This is a genomic window from Paracoccus alcaliphilus (genome assembly GCF_028553725.1).
Lineage (GTDB): Bacteria > Pseudomonadota > Alphaproteobacteria > Rhodobacterales > Rhodobacteraceae > Paracoccus > Paracoccus alcaliphilus.
The window spans coordinates 361,497-380,218 of sequence record NZ_CP067125.1; the positions used below are offsets into that span (position 1 = coordinate 361,497).

General features: G+C 64.9%; 18 protein-coding genes. 7 read left to right on the top strand and 11 right to left on the bottom strand.

The genetic code is table 11. The annotated features are described in order from the left end of the window. Positions 1–37 precede the first annotated feature (37 nt). From JHW40_RS20050 to JHW40_RS20060, 3 genes are all read left to right on the top strand, one after another. Entirely contained in the window at positions 38–1,156 is a 1,119-nt protein-coding gene (locus JHW40_RS20050) for an aminodeoxychorismate synthase component I (protein WP_090615059.1), read from the top strand. Further along, entirely contained in the window at positions 1,114–1,794 is a 681-nt protein-coding gene (locus tag JHW40_RS20055) for an aminotransferase class IV family protein (protein ID WP_090615120.1), read from the top strand. Before JHW40_RS20050 ends, JHW40_RS20055 begins: the two co-directional genes overlap by 43 nt. 157 nt (positions 1,795–1,951) lie before the next feature. Beyond that, on the top strand, positions 1,952–2,119 hold the full coding sequence (locus JHW40_RS20060) for a hypothetical protein (protein ID WP_272849115.1): 168 nt from the start codon (positions 1,952–1,954) through the stop codon (positions 2,117–2,119). A 6-nt stretch (positions 2,120–2,125) separates the two neighbouring features. Here the strand turns inward: JHW40_RS20060 and JHW40_RS20065 are convergent, their stop codons facing one another. Further along, positions 2,126–2,605: a sigma-70 family RNA polymerase sigma factor gene (locus JHW40_RS20065; RefSeq protein WP_272849116.1), complete on the bottom strand. Its 480-nt coding sequence runs from the start codon at positions 2,603–2,605 to the stop codon at positions 2,126–2,128. 231 nt (positions 2,606–2,836) lie between these two features. Here JHW40_RS20065 and JHW40_RS20070 point away from each other — a divergent pair, with 231 nt between their 5' ends. Then, positions 2,837–4,042: an NAD(P)/FAD-dependent oxidoreductase gene (locus tag JHW40_RS20070; RefSeq protein ID WP_090615065.1), complete on the top strand. Its 1,206-nt coding sequence runs from the start codon at positions 2,837–2,839 to the stop codon at positions 4,040–4,042. A 7-nt stretch (positions 4,043–4,049) separates the two neighbouring features. Here JHW40_RS20070 and JHW40_RS20075 read toward each other — a convergent pair whose 3' ends face one another. Continuing rightward, positions 4,050–4,967, bottom strand: coding sequence for a LysR family transcriptional regulator (locus JHW40_RS20075; protein WP_090615068.1), 918 nt, complete (start codon positions 4,965–4,967; stop codon positions 4,050–4,052). 141 nt (positions 4,968–5,108) lie between these two features. On the opposite strand from JHW40_RS20075, the gene JHW40_RS20080 reads away from it, so the two are divergent. Further along, positions 5,109–6,263, top strand: a complete 1,155-nt coding sequence (locus JHW40_RS20080; RefSeq protein ID WP_090615072.1) for an aromatic ring-hydroxylating oxygenase subunit alpha — start codon at positions 5,109–5,111, stop codon at positions 6,261–6,263. Between the two features lie 258 nt (positions 6,264–6,521). Continuing rightward, positions 6,522–7,592, top strand: coding sequence for an ABC transporter substrate-binding protein (locus JHW40_RS20085; protein WP_090615077.1), 1,071 nt, complete (start codon positions 6,522–6,524; stop codon positions 7,590–7,592). A 145-nt stretch (positions 7,593–7,737) separates the two neighbouring features. Here the strand turns inward: JHW40_RS20085 and JHW40_RS20090 are convergent, their stop codons facing one another. From JHW40_RS20090 to JHW40_RS20105, 4 genes are all read right to left on the bottom strand, one after another. Next, positions 7,738–8,676: a LysR substrate-binding domain-containing protein gene (locus JHW40_RS20090; protein ID WP_090615081.1), complete on the bottom strand. Its 939-nt coding sequence runs from the start codon at positions 8,674–8,676 to the stop codon at positions 7,738–7,740. Positions 8,677–8,790: 114 nt separating this feature from the next. Next, positions 8,791–9,465, bottom strand: coding sequence for a DUF1028 domain-containing protein (locus JHW40_RS20095; RefSeq protein ID WP_090615084.1), 675 nt, complete (start codon positions 9,463–9,465; stop codon positions 8,791–8,793). 3 nt (positions 9,466–9,468) lie between these two features. Beyond that, complete coding sequence (locus JHW40_RS20100) at positions 9,469–9,885, bottom strand: RidA family protein (RefSeq protein WP_090615088.1); 417 nt, start codon at positions 9,883–9,885, stop codon at positions 9,469–9,471. 24 nt (positions 9,886–9,909) lie between these two features. Further along, positions 9,910–11,196: a flavin-containing monooxygenase gene (locus JHW40_RS20105; protein ID WP_090615091.1), complete on the bottom strand. Its 1,287-nt coding sequence runs from the start codon at positions 11,194–11,196 to the stop codon at positions 9,910–9,912. Positions 11,197–11,381: 185 nt separating this feature from the next. Between JHW40_RS20105 and argE the strand changes: the two genes are divergently transcribed. Then, positions 11,382–12,536 (top strand): acetylornithine deacetylase, encoded by a 1,155-nt coding sequence (gene argE, locus JHW40_RS20110; RefSeq protein WP_090615095.1) that lies wholly within the window; start codon positions 11,382–11,384, stop codon positions 12,534–12,536. A gap of 6 nt (positions 12,537–12,542) precedes the next feature. On the opposite strand, the gene JHW40_RS20115 is transcribed toward argE, so the two are convergent. The 5 genes from JHW40_RS20115 to JHW40_RS20135 form a co-directional block, all read right to left on the bottom strand. After that, positions 12,543–14,219, bottom strand: coding sequence for an FMN-binding glutamate synthase family protein (locus JHW40_RS20115; RefSeq protein ID WP_090615099.1), 1,677 nt, complete (start codon positions 14,217–14,219; stop codon positions 12,543–12,545). 262 nt (positions 14,220–14,481) lie between these two features. Then, on the bottom strand, positions 14,482–15,471 hold the full coding sequence (locus JHW40_RS20120; protein WP_090615103.1) for an LLM class flavin-dependent oxidoreductase: 990 nt from the start codon (positions 15,469–15,471) through the stop codon (positions 14,482–14,484). A 27-nt stretch (positions 15,472–15,498) separates the two neighbouring features. After that, positions 15,499–16,341 (bottom strand): universal stress protein, encoded by an 843-nt coding sequence (locus tag JHW40_RS20125; RefSeq protein WP_090615106.1) that lies wholly within the window; start codon positions 16,339–16,341, stop codon positions 15,499–15,501. A 60-nt stretch (positions 16,342–16,401) separates the two neighbouring features. Further along, complete coding sequence (locus JHW40_RS20130) at positions 16,402–17,031, bottom strand: TetR family transcriptional regulator (protein WP_170851898.1); 630 nt, start codon at positions 17,029–17,031, stop codon at positions 16,402–16,404. A 97-nt stretch (positions 17,032–17,128) separates the two neighbouring features. Continuing rightward, positions 17,129–18,679: an argininosuccinate lyase gene (locus tag JHW40_RS20135; protein WP_090615114.1), complete on the bottom strand. Its 1,551-nt coding sequence runs from the start codon at positions 18,677–18,679 to the stop codon at positions 17,129–17,131. Positions 18,680–18,722 lie beyond the last annotated feature (43 nt).

Below are 18,722 nucleotides of genomic sequence, written 5' to 3' on the forward strand. Positions count from 1 at the left end.
TGTCCGTCGGGCCGGGCGTAAGGCGATAGGGGTGAGCATGATCATTTGCGATTTCGGACCCGGTGGCCAGACAGTCCGATTCGATCAGGCGCGGGAACTGATCGTGGCCGATGATGCCGCCGGGGTTCGCCCGGCCTTGCAGCGCGCCGATGCCCTGCGGCGGCGGGGGAACTGGATCGCCGGATGGATCGCCTATGAAGCCGGGCTGGCCTTCGAGCCCCGGCTGGCGCCGCTGCTGTCGGCATCCGGCAGGCCGCTGCTGGTGCTGGGGGCCTATGACGCGCCCCTGCCGTCGGATGCGGGGCCGGGGGGCCGGGTCATGCTTTCCGACCTGACGCCGCTGATATCGAAACGGGATTATCAGGATGTGTTCGGGCGGGTGCAGGATTACATCGCCGCCGGGGACTGCTATCAGGTCAACCTGACCTTTCCCATCGAGACCCGGCTGCTGCAAGGCACGCCCGCCGATCTGGCGGCGGCGCTGTCGCGGCTGCAACCGGTGGGATATTCCGCTTATGCCGATATGGGCGCGGGGCCGGTGGTGATCTCGCGCTCGCCAGAGCTGTTTTTCAGCCTGACGGCGGATGGCGGCATCGAAGCCCGGCCGATGAAGGGAACCGCACCGCGCGCCGCCGATCCCGGCAAGGATGCCGCGCTGGCCGCCGCACTGGCCGCATCAGAAAAGGACCGGGCCGAAAACCTGATGATCGTCGATCTGCTGCGCAATGACATCTCGGTTCTGGCGCGGGTGGGCAGCGTGCGCGTGCCGGAACTGTTCAGCGTCGAAAGCTTTGCCACCGTGCATCAGATGACCTCGCGGATCACCGCCGAACTGGCTGCGCCCGCCGATCTTTCGACGCTGATGCCGGCGCTGTTTCCCTGCGGCTCGATCACCGGAGCGCCCAAGATCCGGGCGATGGAGATCATTCACGAACTGGAGCCCTTCCCGCGCGGTGTCTATTGTGGTGCGATCGGCTGGATGGCCCCGGATGGGGCGGCGGCCTTTTCGGTCGCAATCCGGACCATGACGATCGAGGGCGATCGGGTCATGCTGAATGTGGGTGGCGGCATCGTCACCGATTCGACCGCCGACAGCGAATGGGAGGAGGCCCTGTGGAAAGCCCGCTTTATCCAGCCATTGACGACCCCGAACTGAGGCTGATCGAAACCGCGCTGTGGGACGGTTGCGCCTGCCCGCTGATCGACCGGCATCTGGCGCGGCTGGCGAATGGCGCGAACCGGCTGGGCTGGACGCTTGACCCGGTTGCGGCGCGCGCCGCACTGACCGGCCCCGCCGGGCAGCCCGTCTGCTTGCGGCTTCTGCTGGATCGCGACGGCGCGATCACCGTCGGGCAGGCCCCGGTTCCCGCGCCAATCGCGTGCTGGCGGCTGGGGCTGGCCGCGCAGCGGCTGCAATCGGCTGATCCGTGGCTGCGGGTGAAATCCACGCGCCGTCCCGCCTATGACGCCGCCCGGCGCGACATCCCCGCCGGGCTGAACGAGTTGGTGCTGATCAATGAACGCGGCGAGGTTTGCGACGGCACGATCACGACGATCTTCTTCGACCGGGGGAAGGGACTGCGCACGCCGCCGCTGTCATCCGGCCTTTTGCCGGGCGTGCTGCGCGCCGACATGCTGGGGCGTGGCCTGTGTGTCGAGGAAACCCTGCCCGCCACCGATCTGCCCGATGTCCGCCTGTGGGTCGGCAATGCGCTGCGCGGCATGGCCCCCGCGATCTGGACCGGTCAGGCACAGGCAGGCCACACATCGCCCTCATCACCGCGGACACCGTAAGATCTTCGGGAACAATCGCGGCAATGCCATGTTGTCGGACGCCGGGTATCCGTCCAGACCTTCGGCAGCAACGAAGGATGAAATTGACGGACCGCCCCTTGCACAGCCCGATTGGCTTAACATAAGGCAAGAGGAGAAGGCGCATCTGGAGCTGTGAATGACCCGCGAAACGAATGACGATCCGGAGCTGGATCCAAAGCTGGACGCCGCCTTGTCGGAGCTGCTGGCGCAGGTGGATGCCGAACCGATCTCGCCGCGCCTTCGCGAACTGGCCCGCCAGCTTGAGGCCGCGCTGGAGGAAAGCCGCAAGTCGCGCGCGAAGTGAACGCCGTCAGCCGTGATGTTCAGGTTCCAGCGCGCGTCGCAGGATATGTCTGGCGCGGTTGACCCGGCTTTTGATCGTGCCGATGTCGCATTCAAGGATCTGCGCCGCGTCCAGATAGCTTTCGCCGATCACCGCCACCAGAATGATCGTTTCGCGGTAATGGACCGGCATCGCCTCCAGCGCGGTGCATAATTCACGCTGCCGCAGATGCCATTCCTGCGCAGGCGGAACCGAGGGCTGCAGGGACGCGCAATCGCTGCTGCCGGTGCGTTCGCGGGCGGATTTCTTCACATCGGTATAGAACTTGTTGCGCATGATCGTGAACAGCCAGGCGCGCATATTGGTGCCGGGCTGATAGCTGTCGGCCCTCTCGATGGCCCGCAACAGCGTGTCCTGCACCAGATCCTCGGCATCGCCCGCCGCGCCGCAAAGCGAGCGGGCATAGGCACGCAAGGCCCTTACATGGGTCAGGATGTCATCCGACATGGTCAACCATCCAGTGCCTGCCTTCCTTGCTGCCAACCCAATGCGGACCGAACGCTTCGGTTCCCTGAAATCGGCGACGCCATCCGGCAGATTCCGACGCGGGCCTTCGGATAAAACGAAGCAATGCGTCGCTAAAATCTGGTGGTCATCCGCGCCCCGACCCTTCATTCTGCCGAAAATTTCGCAGGCGCGCGAAGGCGTCTTGCCGATCGGTGGGCTGAAGGGGAATACATGCCGCATATCGTCGTGATTGGCGCGGGTCAGGCCGGTGCCGCATTGGTTGCCAAACTGCGTTCATCGGGGTTCGAAGGCGAGATCACCCTGATCGGAGCAGAGGATGCGCTGCCCTATCAGCGCCCGCCGCTGTCCAAGGCCTATCTGCTGGGGGAACTGGACGAGGACCGGCTGTGGCTGCGTTCCGCCGAATATTGGGCCGAACAGCGCATCACGCTGAAACTGGGCAGCCCCGTCACCGCCATCGACCCCGACCAACGGACGGTCACTGCCGGCGACGAGGTTCTGCATTATGATGAGCTGGTGCTGACCACCGGTTCGGTTCCACGCCGTCTGCCCGCCACGATCGGCGGTGATCTGGAGGGCGTCTATACCGTGCGGACGCTGGCCGATATCGACGCCATGCGCGCCGAGTTTGCCCCCGGCCGCCGTCTGGTCGTCATCGGTGGCGGCTATATCGGGCTGGAGGCCGCAGCGGTCGGGCGCAAACTGGGGCTGGATGTCTCGGTCGTCGAGATGGCCCCGCGTATCCTGCAACGTGTCGCGGCACCGGAAACCTCGGGCTATTTCCGCCAGTTGCACGTCGAACGCGGGGTGCAGATCCTTGAAAACAGCGCGTTGGAGCGGCTGCTGGGGCAGGGCCGGGTGACGGCAGTGCGGTTGCAGGACGGGCGCGAACTGCCCGCCGATTTCGTCGTCACCGGGGTCGGCATCCTGCCCGCCACCGATCTGGCGCAGATGGCGGGTGCGGCGCTGGACAATGGCATCCGCACCGATGCGAAGGGCCGGACCTCGGTTCCCCATATCTGGGCGGCGGGGGATTGCGCGTCGTTCCCGCTGAATGGTGCGCAGCTGCGGCTGGAATCGGTCGGCCATGCCATCGATCAGGCCGAACTGGTCGCCGGCAACATCCTTGGGGCGGACCGGGATTATATTCCGAAGCCGTGGTTCTGGTCCGATCAATATGACTGCAAATTGCAGATCGCCGGGCTGAACAGCGGGTACGATCATGTCGTGGTCCGCCCCGGAGCCAATGGTGCGATGAGCGTGTGGTATTACGCGGGCCCGCAATTGCTGGCGGTCGATGCGATGAACGATCCGCGCGCCTATATGGTCGGCAAACGGCTGATCGAGGCGGGCAAAAGCGCCGATCCCGCCCTTGTCGCCGATGCGGAAACCGACCTGAAAACCCTGATACGCTGAGCGCGTCTCAGCCGTGCCGCGCGGCGAACCACGCCACCGCATGTTCTGCAAAACGCTGCGCGATCCGACCGGTATGGCCGTCCCAGCGCGAGGCCAGAACGACGCGCAAAGGCGGCATGTCGTTTTCGATCTCCAGCGTCGCGACCTCGCCGCCGCCATAGGTCACGGCAAAGGGCGGGCGCATCACCAGCAGCGTAAAGCCAAAGCCTGCGGCCACCGCGCTGCGCACTGCCTCGATCGAGGATGAGGCATAGGCGATGGGCGGATCTATCCCTCCCCGGGCCAGCAACCCCTCGAAATAGCTGCGGCTGCCGGGGGCGTCGAACATCACATAGGGATGATCCGCCAGTTCGGCCAGATCAACCCGGCCACGCGCGGCAAGGGGATGATCGCGGGCAACCACGGTCATCGGTTTCAGCGCGGCAAGTTCCCGGAACACCAGATCGTCGGCCTTGGCGCCGTAATCATAGGTCAGGGCAAAGTCGATGCTGCCGTCGCGCAACGCATCCGTCAGTTGCGCCAGCGACATTTCCTGCTGGCGGACGGTCACCTGTTCGGCCATATCGGTGAAGGAACGGATCAACCCGGCGGCGTAGAAGGGCGACAGGGTCAGGAAAACCCCCAGACGGATTTCCCCGGCCGTTTCGGATGCCAGCGCCGCGGCTTCGCGTTCCACTTGATGGGCCATGTCGTCCAGACGGCTGACATGTTCCAGAAACAGCCGCCCTTGCAGTGTCAGGGTCAGACCCCGCGCGTGATGCCGCTCGAACAGCACCAGCCCGGTGATGGCCTCCAGCTTGTCGATCGCCTGCGCCACCGAGGGTTGCGAGATATTCAGCACCCGCGCCGCCTGCGCGATGCCGCCCTGCTGCGCGACCGCCCGGAAATAGGCGCATTGGCGCAGCGTGAATCGAACCATATTCATCCTTTCTTTTATCGAGGATAATTAAGTTTTCATATTTTCCGAAAAGAGTTCAAGCTGAAATTCAGACGACCGCCCGAGTCGGACAGGACTGCGGGGGCCAAGCGGGGTTCGCCTCCCATCGCCAGGATACAGGAGTCACTCATGTCATCGACCCAGCCCGTTGCCGAACTGCTGCAAGCCGCCACCCGCCCGATGGAGGATGCGCGCGGGATGCCGCCCTCGGTCTATACCAGTGCCGAATTTCTTGAACGGGAACTGGAGACGATCTTTGCGAAGGAATGGGTCTGCGTGGGCCGGGCGGAGGGTCTGGCAAATCCCGGGGATTATCTGACATATGATCTTGCGGGCCAGCCGGTTGTGGTGATCCGCGACAAGTCAGGGCAGTTGCGCGCCTTTTCCAATGTCTGCCTGCACCGCATGTCCACCATTGTCGAGGGCACCGGCAACAAGCGGCTGCTGGTCTGCCCCTATCACGCCTGGACCTATGACCTTGAAGGCCGGTTGCGCGGCGCGCCGTTCATGACCAGGACCACCGGTTTCTGCAAGGAAAACTATGCCTTGCCGCAGATCCGCTGCGAAAAGTGGCTGGGCTGGATCTATATCACGCTGGACAAGGACCGCCCCAGCGTCGCCTCGGCACTGGGCGAGTTGCAGAGGATGATCGCGCCCTATCAGATGGAAAACTATGTCGAGTGCTTTCGTGAAACCCATGTCTGGGACACGAACTGGAAGGTGCTCGCCGAGAATTTCATGGAAAGCTATCATCTGCCGGTGTGTCATGCGGCGACGGTGGGCGGTCATTCCCGACTGGAGGAAATGGATTGCCCGCCGGGCCTGCGCGCCTTCAACTATCACTGGATCACCAAAGAGGCGTCGCTGGCCATCGGCAATGCCCATCCCGACAACACCCGGCTGACCGGCGACTGGCGCAAGACCACGGCGCTGATCACGCTTTATCCCAGCCATCTGATCACGCTGACGCCGGGCTATTTCTGGTATCTGTCGCTGCATCCCAAGGGCACCGGGCAGGTCTCGATGGTGTTCGGCGGCGGGCTGTCGCCCGAATTCATGGCCGATCCGCGCGCCGAAGAATATGTGGCCTCGCTCAAGACCCTGCTGGACGAGGTGAATGCCGAGGATCGCGGATGCACTGAAAAGGTGTTCCGGGGCCTGAACGCGGATGCGGCGCGGGCAGGGCATCTGTCCTATCTGGAACGCCCTATCTATGATTTCATGCAATATATCGCCGAGCGCACCGCCGGCTTTGAGCGCAGCTTTCCGCTGGCGGCCGAGTGATACCGGCCGCCTGATCGGCTGACCTTTCACACAACCTGTTCGACTCTGGTCACGCTGCGGGCATTTTGCACCGCTGGCGGCATCCGTCGTGGGCAGCCGGCGAAAACCGGATGCGGGGCTTAGGATGGGCCGAAGCAAGGCGGCGGAAATCTTTAATTTACCTGAAGCCGCGGGTTGGGATGATCCGGGTTAGCGCAAGGCATGGCCACGCCGCGATGCATTAAAAAAACCAGAACACACAAACAGGGAGCTATGATAATGAAGCAACTGATGATCCCGGCGACGGCGCTGTGTGCGCTGGCCCTTCCGGCGCATGCCGACCTGACGGTGATGAGCTGGGGCGGCGCCTATGAACGCAGTCAGGTCGAGGCCTATAACAAGCCATTCACCGCCGAAACCGGCATCGCCATCAACATGATGGCCGCCGACAACCCCGCCGCCTCGATCAAGTCCATGGTCGAGGCGGGCAATGTCACAATCGACGTGGCCGATCTGGAATATACCGACGCCGTGCGCCTGTGCGACGAGGGCGCGCTGGAAGAGATCGACCCGGCCATTCTGCCCGCCGCCCCCGACGGCACCCCCGCGACCGAGGATTTCCTGCCCGGGGCGCTGACCGATTGTGCCGTCGCCTCGATGGTGTTTTCGACGGTCTATGGCTTTGACACGACGAAATTCCCCGACGAGAAGCCCTCGACCCTTGGCGATTTCTTTGACACCGACGCCTTCCCGGGCAAGCGTGGCCTGCGTCGCGGGCCGAAGATCAATCTGGAGCTGGCCCTGATGGCCGACGGTGTGCCTCCCGAAGAGGTTTACGAGACCCTGGCGACCGATGAGGGCGTGGATCGGGCCTTTGCCAAGCTGGACACGATCAAGTCGCAGATCACCTGGTGGGAGGCCGGGGCGCAGCCGCCGCAACTGCTGGCCGATGGCGAGGTTGCGATGACCACCGCCTATAACGGGCGGCTGTTCGCGGCGATGGTGGCCGAGAACAAGCCCTTCGAGATCGTCTGGGACGGACAGGTTCTGGAATACGAACTGTTCGCCATTCCCCGTGGCGCGCCCAATCTGGAGGACGCGCTGGAATATATCAAATTCGCCACCGGGACCGAGCGGCTGGCCAATCAGACGAAATGGATCAGCTATGGCCCGGCGCGCAGATCCTCGATCCCGCTGGTCGGGCTGTTCGAGGATGAAGAAACCGAGATGACGCCGCATCTGCCGACGAATGAGGACAATCTGAGGAACTCGCTGCAATCGTCCTATGAGTTCTGGGTCGATCACGAGATGGAGATCGCCGAGCGATTCAATACCTGGCTGGCGCAGTAAAGGGATGGGGTCAGGGCTTCGTTGCACTGGCCGCCTTGTGTACTGTCAAATGGAGGGGGTGGATTGCGTCCCGCGATCGCCGGGGGCGCTTCGCCCCCCGGACCCCCAGAAGGTATTTTTCAGGAGTGCGAGGAGAAGGGAGGGGTCAGACTGCGCCGGGGGCGCCGGAGAGGCGGGCGCTGTGTTCCTTGATCCAGCTGTCGGCGCTGTTGAGGAAGGTCTTGTGCAGCTGGCTGCGCTCGACCGCGGTGCTCATCAGCATGCCCATCCGCATCGGGCGCGGATTGCCGGTCAGCCGGATGAAGCGCAGCGGGCGGCCATCCGGGGCAAGGTCGTTCAGCGGGCGGATATTGACGATGGAATAGCCGAAGCCGTTGGCGACAAGGCTGCGCATGACCGCCATGTCGCGGGTCCGCTCGGCGATATTGGGGCGCAGATCCTCTTTGGCGTAGAAGGACAGGAAGTAATCGGCGCTGAGCGGCAGGTCCAGCAGCACCATCGGATGCGGCGCCAGTTCCTGCACCGAGACCTCGGCCAGATGTCCCAGCGGGTGATCCTCGCTGATGGCGACCAGCGGCGGCAGTTCCAGCATGGGAAAGAATTTCAGGTCGCTTGGCAGGTCCAGATCATAGGTCAGCGCCACGTCGATCTTGGCCTGCCGCAGCAGGCTGAACAGTTCGGGCTGGTCGGCTTCGATCTGGGATATCCGCACCTCGGGGTGGATATCGACGAAGCTGCGCCTGAGACCGGGCAGCACCACCTGCGCGAAGGTGCTGAGACCGCCGATGGCCAGCGGGCCGCGGATCGAGCCTGACAGCTCGCCCGCAAGGTCGCGCAGGACGGCCGCCTGTCGCAGCACCATCTGCGCATGATCCAGCAATTTGCGCCCGGCCAGCGTCGGCGTCAGGCCCTGCGCATGATGGCGGACGAACAGCTGGATGCCCAGTTCCTCTTCAAGATGCGACACGCCTGCCGAGATCGAGGGCGGTGAGACATTGACCTGCTGGGCGGCGGCCACGATGCTGCCTGCCTCGCCCACCGCCACCAGATATTCCAATTGCCGCAGGGTATAGCGGATGGGCATGATGTCAGGTCTTTCGCATCGCCAAGGGGCTGCGCAGCGGCGGTATATATGCCGGGCGCAGGCGCGAAGATTATGCGAAAGGCCGCCACCAGACAAGGCGGCGGGCGGGTCGGGTCATTCGTCGCCGGGCACGCCGTAAGAGGGCGCGGCGCGCGGATCCAGCGCGCGCTGGATATAGGCGTCGAGCTGCGGTTTATAGACCTGCCATGCGGTGGCGATGGCCTCGATCGGGCAATCCTCGGTCCAGTCGCAGCGCAGATCGGCCACGGGCCAGCTGACCTTGTCCACGACCATCATGCCCGCCGAATGGATCGGGCCGGCCTCTCCGCCAGCCGCCAGGCCGGCGCGCATTGCCGCGATCAGCCGGTCGCCGATATGGCCGCCCGAGGCCAGATAGCCATCCACGATGGCCTGCGGCACGCCCTCATTGGCCAGCAGGTTGCCGCCCGAGGCCACGTTTTCGCCCTGCGCCTGCGTCCAGATGCCAAGCGAGTTCGGCCCGGAATGGATCGCCGCCCGACCGTTGCGATCCACCGCCAGCACCTGACGGTATTCGATGAAGCGCCCGCGTTTGGCGATCTCGGCAATCGCTTCGGGGGCGGTAAGCCCGCCCTGCATCAGATCCAGCGTCAGCGGCCCAAGCGTCGGGTCGGTCACGTTCTGCGAGGCAACGGCCCCCACGCCCGCGCGGGCATAGGCGCAGCGCGCGGCCACGGCGGGCGATGAGGATGAGATGGCGATGCCGAACATGCCGGTATCGGGACAGCGGGCGACAAGGGAAAAGGTCATGGCTTAATCCGGGATAACGGCGGTGCCGTCGATTTCGACCAGCCATTCCGGTCGGGCCAGCGCCGAGACGACAAGCCCGGTCGAGACCGGATGCACCCCCTGGATATATTCGCCCATGGTGCGATAGATCGCCTCTCGGTGGCGGACATCGGTGATATAGACCACCACCTTGACCAGATGTTCCATGCTGCCCCCGGCCTCTTCGATCAGCTGGCGGATATTCTGCATCACCTTGTGGGTCTGCGCGACCGGATCGTGGCTGTCGATGTTCCTTGCGTCGTCGAGGTTCTGCGGGCACTGGCCGCGCAGCCAGACGATGCGCCCCCCCTGCGTCACCACCGCCTGACAAAGGTCATTGTTCAGGTTCTGCTCGGGATAGGTGTCGCTGGTGTTGAACTTGCGGATGCGGGTATGGGCCATGCTGGTCTTCCTTGGGGTCAGTGGTCAGGCGGGTTCGGTCTGCGGCGCGTTCTGGTGATGATAGTCCAGATATTTGCGCTGGATGCCGATCTGCTCGGCAATGTGGCGGGCATCGTGCCAGACGCCCCAGATGAAGCTGGAACCCCGGCGCGATTGCCAGGGCAGGCCGAGAAAATAGACCCCCGGCTCGGTCGAGACGCCGCGCTGATGGACCGGGCGGCCCGAAGCGTCGAAAGCGTCCAGTTTCATCCAGCTGTAATCCACCGCAAAGCCGGTGGCCCAGATGACGGTGGAAATGCCCGCCTGCGCAAGGTCCAGTTCGCGGATCGGGTTCGTGATGCAATCGGCATCGGGATATCTGCGCCGCGCCTGCGGGTCTGGGGGCAGGTCGAGGCCGTTGCGCGCGACATAATCGTCGGCCTGATCCAGCAGGCGGTCGTGATTGGCATCCCCATTGTCCAGATTGGCCACCAGATCACCGGCGAAGCCCAGCCTGCCATTCCGCCATGTCTCGGTCCGGCCCAGCAGGATCATTCCCTCTTGCGCAAGGCGGCGGAAATCGATGGTCTCGCCCCCATGCGCGCCGCTGACGGCGATGGTTACATGTTCCGTCCCCGGCGCGGGCGCCGACAGGTCCCATTGCCCCAGCACCCCCAGCCACCAGCAGAAATCCCGCCCGCGATAGGCACGCGGAGGCCGGTCATGCGGGCCCACCGACAGCCAGACCCTGCGCCCCGCATGGCGCAATTCATCGGCGATCTGGACGCCCGACGACCCCGCACCCACGATCAGCACCCCGCCATCGGGCAGTTGCGCGGGGTTGCGGTAATCGGCGGAATGGATCTGCGTCACGCCCGCGTCACGGGGAATGACCGGGGGGATGACGGGCTTCTGGAACGGCCCGGTGGCGGCGACGATCCGCTGCGCCTCGATCACCCCGGCCGAGGTCTCCGTGCGGAAACCGGCACGGCCCTGCAACCGCTCCAGCCGCCGCACCTCGACGCCGGTGCGCACGGGCATCCTGAACTTGCGGGCATAGGCCTCCATGTAATCCGCCACCACCTCCTTGGGAGCGAAATCATCGGGGCGGATGGCCGGATCGACCTCGTCAAAGCCCATGCCGGGAAAGCGGTCATGCCATGCGGGACCGTTGGCCACCAGCGAATCCCAGCGGACCGAGCGCCAGCGTTCCGCGATCCGGGCGCGCTCCAGCACGATATGGGGCACGCCGTCTTTCGTCAGATGCTCGCTCATGGCAAGGCCCGCCTGACCGGCGCCGATGATCAGCGTATCAATGGTTTCGACCGACATGTTCCCGTCCTTTGTTGGCTTCCGGCGGGCGGAAGACAGCGTCCTGACCATCGGTCTAATCCAGCACCTGGAAACCGGATATTACGTTATGATGTTGCACTGGTTAGGCAATTCCTAAGGCGCCCCGCCTTGATTCCGCGCCGGGTCTGGCGGACGAATGGTCGCTGCAGTGCAAGGAGGCGCGCATGATCCCCTCGACCATCGACATTCTGGACCGGCTGATCGGGTTTCAGACCGTTTCCCGGCAGTCGAACCTTGAACTGCTGGATTATATCGAGGGCCTGCTGGCACCGACCGGGGCGAAGATCGAACGTTTCGCGCATGAGGACGGATCGCGGGCCAACCTGTGGGTGACCATCGGGCCGGACCGGGCAGGGGGCGTGGTGCTGTCGGGTCATACCGATGTGGTGCCGGTCACCGGCCAGAACTGGACCTCCGACCCTTTCGCGCTGATTGAGCGGGACGGCAATCTTTTTGGCCGCGGCACGGCGGATATGAAGGGCTTTGTGGCCTCGGCCATCCGCGCCGGGATGCTGGCCGCGAAGGGCGATCTGACGGTGCCGCTGCATCTGGCCTTTTCCTATGACGAGGAAATCGGCTGCATCGGCGTTCGCGGCATGATCGAGGCGCTGGCCGCGCGACCCGAACGCCCCGCCCTGTGCATCATCGGCGAGCCGACGGGCATGAGAATCGCCTCGGGGCACAAGGGCAAGACCGGATATCGCGCCTGCTGCACCGGACGCGAGGGTCATTCCGCGCTGGCCCCCAACGCGCTGAACGCCCTGCATCTGGGCGCGGCGCTGATAGGTCGCCTTCAGGCGCGACAGCAGGAACTGACCCGGACGGGGGCGCGCGACGAGGTCTATGACATTCCCTATACGACGATCCATGCGGGCATCATGCAGGGCGGCACGGCGCTGAACATCGTGCCCAACCGCTGCGAGATCGACTTCGAAATCCGCAATATCGCCGGGGACGACCCCGACCGCATGCTCGACCTGATCCGCGCGGATGCCGAGGCATTGGTCGCGCCGCACCGGCAGCAATTTCCCGAAGCCGCGATCGGGATTTCGACCGTCTCGGGCTATCCCGGCCTGCATACCCCCGAGGATTCCGCCGCCGTGCAATTCCTGCGCCGGATCACCGGCGACAATGCGGCCACGATCAAGGTGGCCTTCGGCACCGAGGGCGGGCTGTTTCAGCACGGGCTGGGCATGTCCACCGCGATCTGCGGCCCCGGCTTCATGGATCAGGGCCACAAGCCGGACGAATATGTCAGCCGGGCGCAACTGGCGCAATGCGATGCCATGCTGGAACGGCTGGTCGCGACCCTTGGCTGAGCGGCGTCAGGACCGGACCAGCCCGATCCGCGGCTGAGGCTGTTTGCGGCGCGAGGCGAAGGGGCCGAAGGGGATCTCGGGCGGGGCGAAGCTTTCGGCGGTGGCGCGTTCCCAGCGATCATACCAGTCGGCCAGCTCGGGATATTCCTCATCCGCCAGCAGAAAGCCGTTGGGCAGATAGGGATAGACCTCGTTGCCGTCCAGAAACACGTTGTCCTTTTGCCGGAACATGAAGTGATATGGCATGAAGTCGCGCGGATCGGTCAGGCCCGCCGCGCCGGCGATCTCGGCCAGCGCGTGCATGGTGTTGCGGTGGAACCGCGCCACGCGGTCGCTTTTGTCGCCCACCTCCAGCGCCTTTTGCCGCAGCGGGTCCTGCGTGGCTATGCCCACGGGGCATTTGTTGGTGTGGCAGGACTGCGCCTGAATGCAGCCGATGGCGAACATGAAACCGCGTCCCGAATTGCACCAGTCGGCCCCCAGCGCAAAGGCCCGCGCGATGTCATAGGCCGAGATGATCTTGCCCGCCGCGCCCAGCCGGATCTGGTCGCGCAGGCCCGCGCCGCGCAGGGCGTTATGGACGAAGGTCAGCCCTTCCAGCATCGGCATGCCGACGCGGTTGGCGAACTCGACCGGGGCGGCGCCGGTGCCGCCCTCCGCCCCGTCGATGACGACGAAGTCGGGCAGGATGCCAGTTTTCAGCATGGCCTTGACGATGCTGAGGAATTCACGCCTGTGGCCGATGCACAGCTTGAAGCCGATGGGCTTGCCGCCCGACAATTCGCGCAACTGGCCGACGAATTCCATCAGCCCGACAGGGGTGGAAAAGGTGCTGTGCGCGGGCGGCGAGATGCAGTCGATGCCCATCGGGATGCCCCGCGCCTCGGCGATCTCGGCCGAGATCTTCGAGGCGGGCAGCATCCCGCCATGACCGGGCTTGGCGCCCTGGCTCAGCTTGATCTCGATCATCCTGATCTGCGGATCGGCGGTGATGCGGGCGAATTTTTCTTGCGAGAAACTGCCATCGTCGTTGCGGCAGCCGAAATAGCCCGAAGCCACCTGATAGATCAGATCGCCGCCGCCTTCGCGATGATAGCGGCTGATGCCGCCCTCGCCGGTATCATGGGCGAACCCGCCCTTTTTCGCGCCCTTGTTCAGCGCAAGGATGGCATTGCCCGACAGCGCCCCAAAACTCATGGCCGAGATATTATAGAGGCTGGCGCCATAGGGCTGGCGGCAGGCCGGCCCGCCGATCCGCACCCGGAAATCGGAATCCGGCAGATGCACCGGCGTCGCCGAATGGGTCAGCCATGAATAGCCCGAGGCATAGACATTCTCGATGGTGCCGAAGGGGCGCTTGTCCTCGGCCCCCTTGGCGCGCTGATAGACAAGGGCGCGGACCTGACGGCTGAACGGCACTTCGTCCTGATCGCCCTCGATCATGTATTGCCGGATCTCGGGGCGGAAGCTTTCCAGCAGGAACCGGATATGGCCGATGACGGGATAGTTGCGCAGGATGGCGTGGCGCGGCTGCCAAAGGTCATAGACCCCCAGCGCCGTCAGCGGCACCAGAACAAGGGCCGCGATGGCGAACCACGGGCTGATCAGGAAAATCGCGGCAACCGACAGGATCGCGGCGACGGCGATGAGGAAAAAGATGGTATAGCGCTGATGGGTTATCATGGCTTTGAACAGATGGGTTCCGGTGTCCTCTGACCTGCCCGGGCCGGGTGGTCCGGGTCGGACGCTAGTCCATGATCGGGTGCGGGTCCATCGCGATGACAGCATGTTGCGGCGGGTGTCACATGAAGATGACAATTCCGTTGCGCTGAAAGCGGGTGAATAACCACATATCGAACCCGGCACGGACCTTGCCGACCAGACAACCGGCGCTGCTGGACCCGTGTGGCAGGCGGCGCTGGCGCAGATCGACGGACAGACCGGTTCAGTCAGCCTCGCCCGCCACCTCGGCGATGATCTGGAACGAGCGCAACCGCTTGTCGGGATCGAACATGTCCGACACCACCATCAGCTCGTCCGCGCCGGTGCGGGTGGCCATATCCTGCAGGCCGCGTCGGACCGTCTCGGGGCCGCCGACCACGCTGCCGCCCAGCATCTGCGCGACCTGCGCCTTTTCCTGCGGCGTCCAATAGCTGTCGATATCCTCGATCGGCGGCTGCGTCAGGCGGCGCCCGCCACGGAAGATGTCGGTGAACGACATCTGCTGCGAGGTTGCCAGAAACCGCGCCTCGTCATCGCTGTCGGCGGCGATGGCGTTCACGCCGACCAGCACATAGGGCCGGTCCAGCTGCGCAGAGGGCTTGAACCTGTCGCGATAGATCGCCACCGCGTGATCCAGCATCTGCGGCGCGAAATGCGAGGCAAAGCCATAGGGCAGCCCCAGTTCCGCCGCCAGTTGCGCCCCGAACAGGCTGGAGCCCAGAATCCACAGCGGAACCTGCGTGCCGGAGCCGGGCACCGCCTCGATCCGCTGGCCGGGCTCGGCCGGGGCCAGATAGGCTTGCAGCTCCATCACGTCCTGCGGGAACCGCTCGGCGCTGGCCGGATCGCGGCGCAGCGCGCGCAGGGTCAGCTGATCGGTGCCCGGCGCGCGGCCCAGTCCCAGATCGATGCGGCCGGGATACAGCGTCTCCAGCGTGCCGAACTGTTCGGCGATGATATAGGGCGCATGATTGGGCAGCATGATCCCGCCCGCGCCGACCCGGATGGTGCTGGTGGCCGCCGCCAGATGCTGGATCACCAGCGAGGTTGCCGCCGTGGTGACGCCCGCCATGTTGTGATGTTCGGCCACCCAGATGCGGCGATAGCTCCAGCCCTCGGCATGTTGGGCCAGCGCCCGCGCCTCGTCCAGCGCCGTGCGGCGATTCGATCCCTGCCGGACGCGGCCAAGCTCCAGTATCGACAGATGCGCCAAGGTGAAATCCTTTCGTGTCGGGGGTCGTCAGCGAGAGATCAGAAACGGGATCGGCGGATCGGACAGCAGCGTCCGGGTGGTGCCGCCAAAGATCAGCTCTTGCGTGCGCGGGCGGCTATAGGCGCCCAGAACCAGCAGATCCGCGCCGCGCCTGATGGCTTCGTCGGTGATGACATGGGCGATGGGGGTGCGGTCCGAGGATATATCGGCGATATCGACCCGTGCGCCGTGGCGCGTCAGGTGGTCGAACAGGTTCGCGCCGGGATTGGCCTCGGTCGCGTCGTCATAGCCGACCCGGTCCACGATCAGGATCGTGACCTGACTGGCCGCGCAGATGAAGGGCATGGCGTCGTTGACTGCGCGGCGGGCCTCTCGACTGCGGTTCCAGGCGATCACCACCCGGTTTCCGATGGTCTCGCCCGTCCAGGCGTCGGGCACCAGCAGGACCGGCGTGCCGGTGTCCAGCAGCAGCTTTTCGCCGGACCATGCGGCGGGCAGCCCCTCCAGCCGGGGATGAGCGGAAACGATCAGGTCGGAATGCAACGAGCGCAGCACCGCCGCATCGGTCGAACCGCCATGCCAGACGACACGGAATTCGGAACTGATGGCGTGATCCAGCGTCAGCTGCGCGAAATGCCGTCCCGCGGTGGCGGCCTTTTCCTCTTCCGCCTGCCTGCGACTGTCCAGCATCCCCTTGATCGCCGGGCCACGGGCATAGCCGTCCGAGGGGTGCAATTCGCGTGGCACGGCATGAATGCCGATCAGATGGGCCTTGCCCCGCCGGGCCAGCTGTGCGGCGCGCTGCCCGATCCGGTCCCCGCGAGGCGAGGCGTCCAAGAATACGGCGATATCTCTCCACTCGGGCAGCACGGCGGTCTCCTTTTACGGTTCATTCATACAGGGGTGTATGAATAATGCAAAGGCCCAAATTCAGCGGTCCGGCGGGGCGGGGCACCGTTCGAATGAATCGAACAACTGATTGATACAGGCCAGCCCGACGCGGCGGGCGTCAAAGCGTTCGGGCGCCCGCAACCATTGATCCAGCAGCCCCATCATCATGCTGTAAAGCGTGGCGGCGGCGACCGGCGGGGTCCAGCCCGGCGACAGGCGGCCCGCCTTTTGCGCCTGTTCCAGCAACCGCTGATAGCTGTGGCTGGTCCGGCAGATCTCATCGCGGCGTTCCTGGGCCAGCGGCTCCAGATCGCCAAGCGCCTCGCGCCGGTGCATCACGATGGCAAAGGCTCGTTGCTGGACGCGATCCTCGACAAAGACCTCGAAAACGGTGGTGCAGAAGGCCCGCAGGATCGCCAGCGGATCGCCGTCCTCGGTCATGGCGGTGTCGGGCAGGGTCCGTTCCGCCGCGCGCGCGCGTTCGATCATCACCTGAAAGATCGCCGCCTTGTCCTTGAAATGATGATAGAATGCCCCGCGCGTCAGCCCCGCCGTCCGGGAAATGTCGATGACCGAGGTGCTGGCCGCGCCCTTTTCGTAAAACAGCGCCTCGGCGGCATCCAGCAGCGCCAGCCGTGTCTGTTCGGTTCCCTCTCTGGTCTGGCGCATGGCATCCCGTCGCATTCATCCGGCGCGACCATAGCATCAAGTCCGGGATGCGGCAAAGCGGGCGGCGGTCACGATGCCGCCGCCCGGTCGTCCGGCCTTATCCGGCTTCGTCGGGACTGTCGTTCAGCAGCGCCTCGAAATCCTGATCCAGCTTTTGCAGCGAGGTCTCGATATGGTCACGCCGTTCGCTGATCCATGCGTCCTGCTGTGCCAGCCCGTCGCGGGCCGCGGCGATCATCCGCTGCATTTCCGCAGGCTGCGGGCCGCCGGTCGTGGCGCGGTTGGCGATGATCGAGACCGGGTCGAGCGTTGCCCGGAACACCTCTTCCGTCATCGGCAGATCCTGCGGGTGGTCGGTATCGCGGACGGTTTCGGCATAGATGCGCTGCGCCTCGTCATAGGGGAAATCCAGCGGGCCAAGATTGTTCTGGCGGGCATGGGTGACGATCTCGGACGCGAAATGGTGCCCCTCGCGGAAGGGCAGGCCATGTTCGCGCATCAGCAGATCGGCCAGTTCCTGCGAGGCGGTCCAGTCGCTGTTCAGCTCTTCCAGCGCGCGTTCAGGGTTGATGACCAGCGCCTTCAGCACCCTGTCCAGCCGGTCCAGCGTGCGGATGCCCGCATCCACCATGTCAGAGTTCTGCGCGACGTCCTTGGGGTCGGGCATGCCCGGGGTGATGTTGTGCGTCTGAAGGATCGGCCCCATCGCCAGCGTCACCGCCGTCGAGGCATCGCTGCGGGTGTTGTTCAGCAGCCCCGGATTGCGCTTTTGCGGCATCGCGCTGGAGACATAGGTATTCTCGCCGCCTTCCTCCAGCAGGATCCAGGGCCGGGTCTGGGCGTATTGGGTCATCACGTCCTCGACGAAATTCCCGCTGTGCAGGGCGATCGAGGTGATGATCGAGCCGACCTCGACCGGATGTTCCATCGAGGAAATCTGCGAGGCGTCATAGGCGTTGTCCACGATCCCCGCAAAGCCCAGATAATCCGCCATCCGTTCGCGGTTCAGCGGCCAGGTCGTGCCGTTCAGGACGGTGGTGCCCATCGCGCTGCGGTCGATCCGGGCATAGGTTTCGCGGATGCGCTGCGCGTCACGCGCGAACCCCGCCGCATGACCCAGCAGGTAATGGCCATAGCTGTTGGGCTGTGCCGCGACACCGTTGGTATAGTTCGGCACGATGGTATCGGCATGGCGTTCGGCCAGATCGACCAGCGTGGTGGCGGTGGTGTTCAGCTGCGTGGCCAGTTCCAGCAGCTTGTCGCGCAGGATCGCGGCGCGATAGGTCGCGTGCATGTCCTGACTGGAGCGCCCCGCATGCAGCAGCGTCACGTCGATGCTGCCGGCCTCAATCAGCAGCGGCTCGAAGCTGATGACAGTGGCGGGCCGATCCGCGCCGGGCTGGCTGCCATCCTCGATCACCTGCGCAAGGGCTGTGGCGATACCGGGCGTCATTTCGGGGTCCAGCAGCCCCTCTTGCGAATTGATGATGGTGGTGGCCTTGTTCATCTCGGCCAGCCAGAAGAATTCGTCACGCTCGGGCGCGTCCTGCGCTGCGGCAAGGGTGGCATGGCAGGCGATGGCCCCGCCAGCGGCCAGCAAGCGCACGAATTTGCCCGCTGCCCGACGAATGCCCGGTTCGGTTGTCATTGTCTTCCTCCCTGTTTCGCTGTCGGGGCAGCATAGGCGGGGG

What these genes read in the sequence shown, in the direction of transcription:
- JHW40_RS20050 (WP_090615059.1), top strand. Translation starts at nt 38, where the DNA reads ATGATCATTTGCGATTTCGGACCCGGTGGCCAGACAGTCCGATTCGAT.
- JHW40_RS20060 (WP_272849115.1), top strand. Translation starts at nt 1,952, where the DNA reads ATGACCCGCGAAACGAATGACGATCCGGAGCTGGATCCAAAGCTGGAC.
- JHW40_RS20065 (WP_272849116.1), bottom strand. Translation starts at nt 2,605, where the DNA reads ATGTCGGATGACATCCTGACCCATGTAAGGGCCTTGCGTGCCTATGCC.
- JHW40_RS20070 (WP_090615065.1), top strand. Translation starts at nt 2,837, where the DNA reads ATGCCGCATATCGTCGTGATTGGCGCGGGTCAGGCCGGTGCCGCATTG.
- JHW40_RS20075 (WP_090615068.1), bottom strand. Translation starts at nt 4,967, where the DNA reads ATGAATATGGTTCGATTCACGCTGCGCCAATGCGCCTATTTCCGGGCG.
- JHW40_RS20080 (WP_090615072.1), top strand. Translation starts at nt 5,109, where the DNA reads ATGTCATCGACCCAGCCCGTTGCCGAACTGCTGCAAGCCGCCACCCGC.
- JHW40_RS20085 (WP_090615077.1), top strand. Translation starts at nt 6,522, where the DNA reads ATGAAGCAACTGATGATCCCGGCGACGGCGCTGTGTGCGCTGGCCCTT.
- JHW40_RS20090 (WP_090615081.1), bottom strand. Translation starts at nt 8,676, where the DNA reads ATGCCCATCCGCTATACCCTGCGGCAATTGGAATATCTGGTGGCGGTG.
- JHW40_RS20095 (WP_090615084.1), bottom strand. Translation starts at nt 9,465, where the DNA reads ATGACCTTTTCCCTTGTCGCCCGCTGTCCCGATACCGGCATGTTCGGC.
- JHW40_RS20100 (WP_090615088.1), bottom strand. Translation starts at nt 9,885, where the DNA reads ATGGCCCATACCCGCATCCGCAAGTTCAACACCAGCGACACCTATCCC.
- JHW40_RS20105 (WP_090615091.1), bottom strand. Translation starts at nt 11,196, where the DNA reads ATGTCGGTCGAAACCATTGATACGCTGATCATCGGCGCCGGTCAGGCG.
- argE (WP_090615095.1), top strand. Translation starts at nt 11,382, where the DNA reads ATGATCCCCTCGACCATCGACATTCTGGACCGGCTGATCGGGTTTCAG.
- JHW40_RS20115 (WP_090615099.1), bottom strand. Translation starts at nt 14,219, where the DNA reads ATGATAACCCATCAGCGCTATACCATCTTTTTCCTCATCGCCGTCGCC.
- JHW40_RS20130 (WP_170851898.1), bottom strand. Translation starts at nt 17,031, where the DNA reads ATGCGCCAGACCAGAGAGGGAACCGAACAGACACGGCTGGCGCTGCTG.
- JHW40_RS20135 (WP_090615114.1), bottom strand. Translation starts at nt 18,679, where the DNA reads ATGACAACCGAACCGGGCATTCGTCGGGCAGCGGGCAAATTCGTGCGC.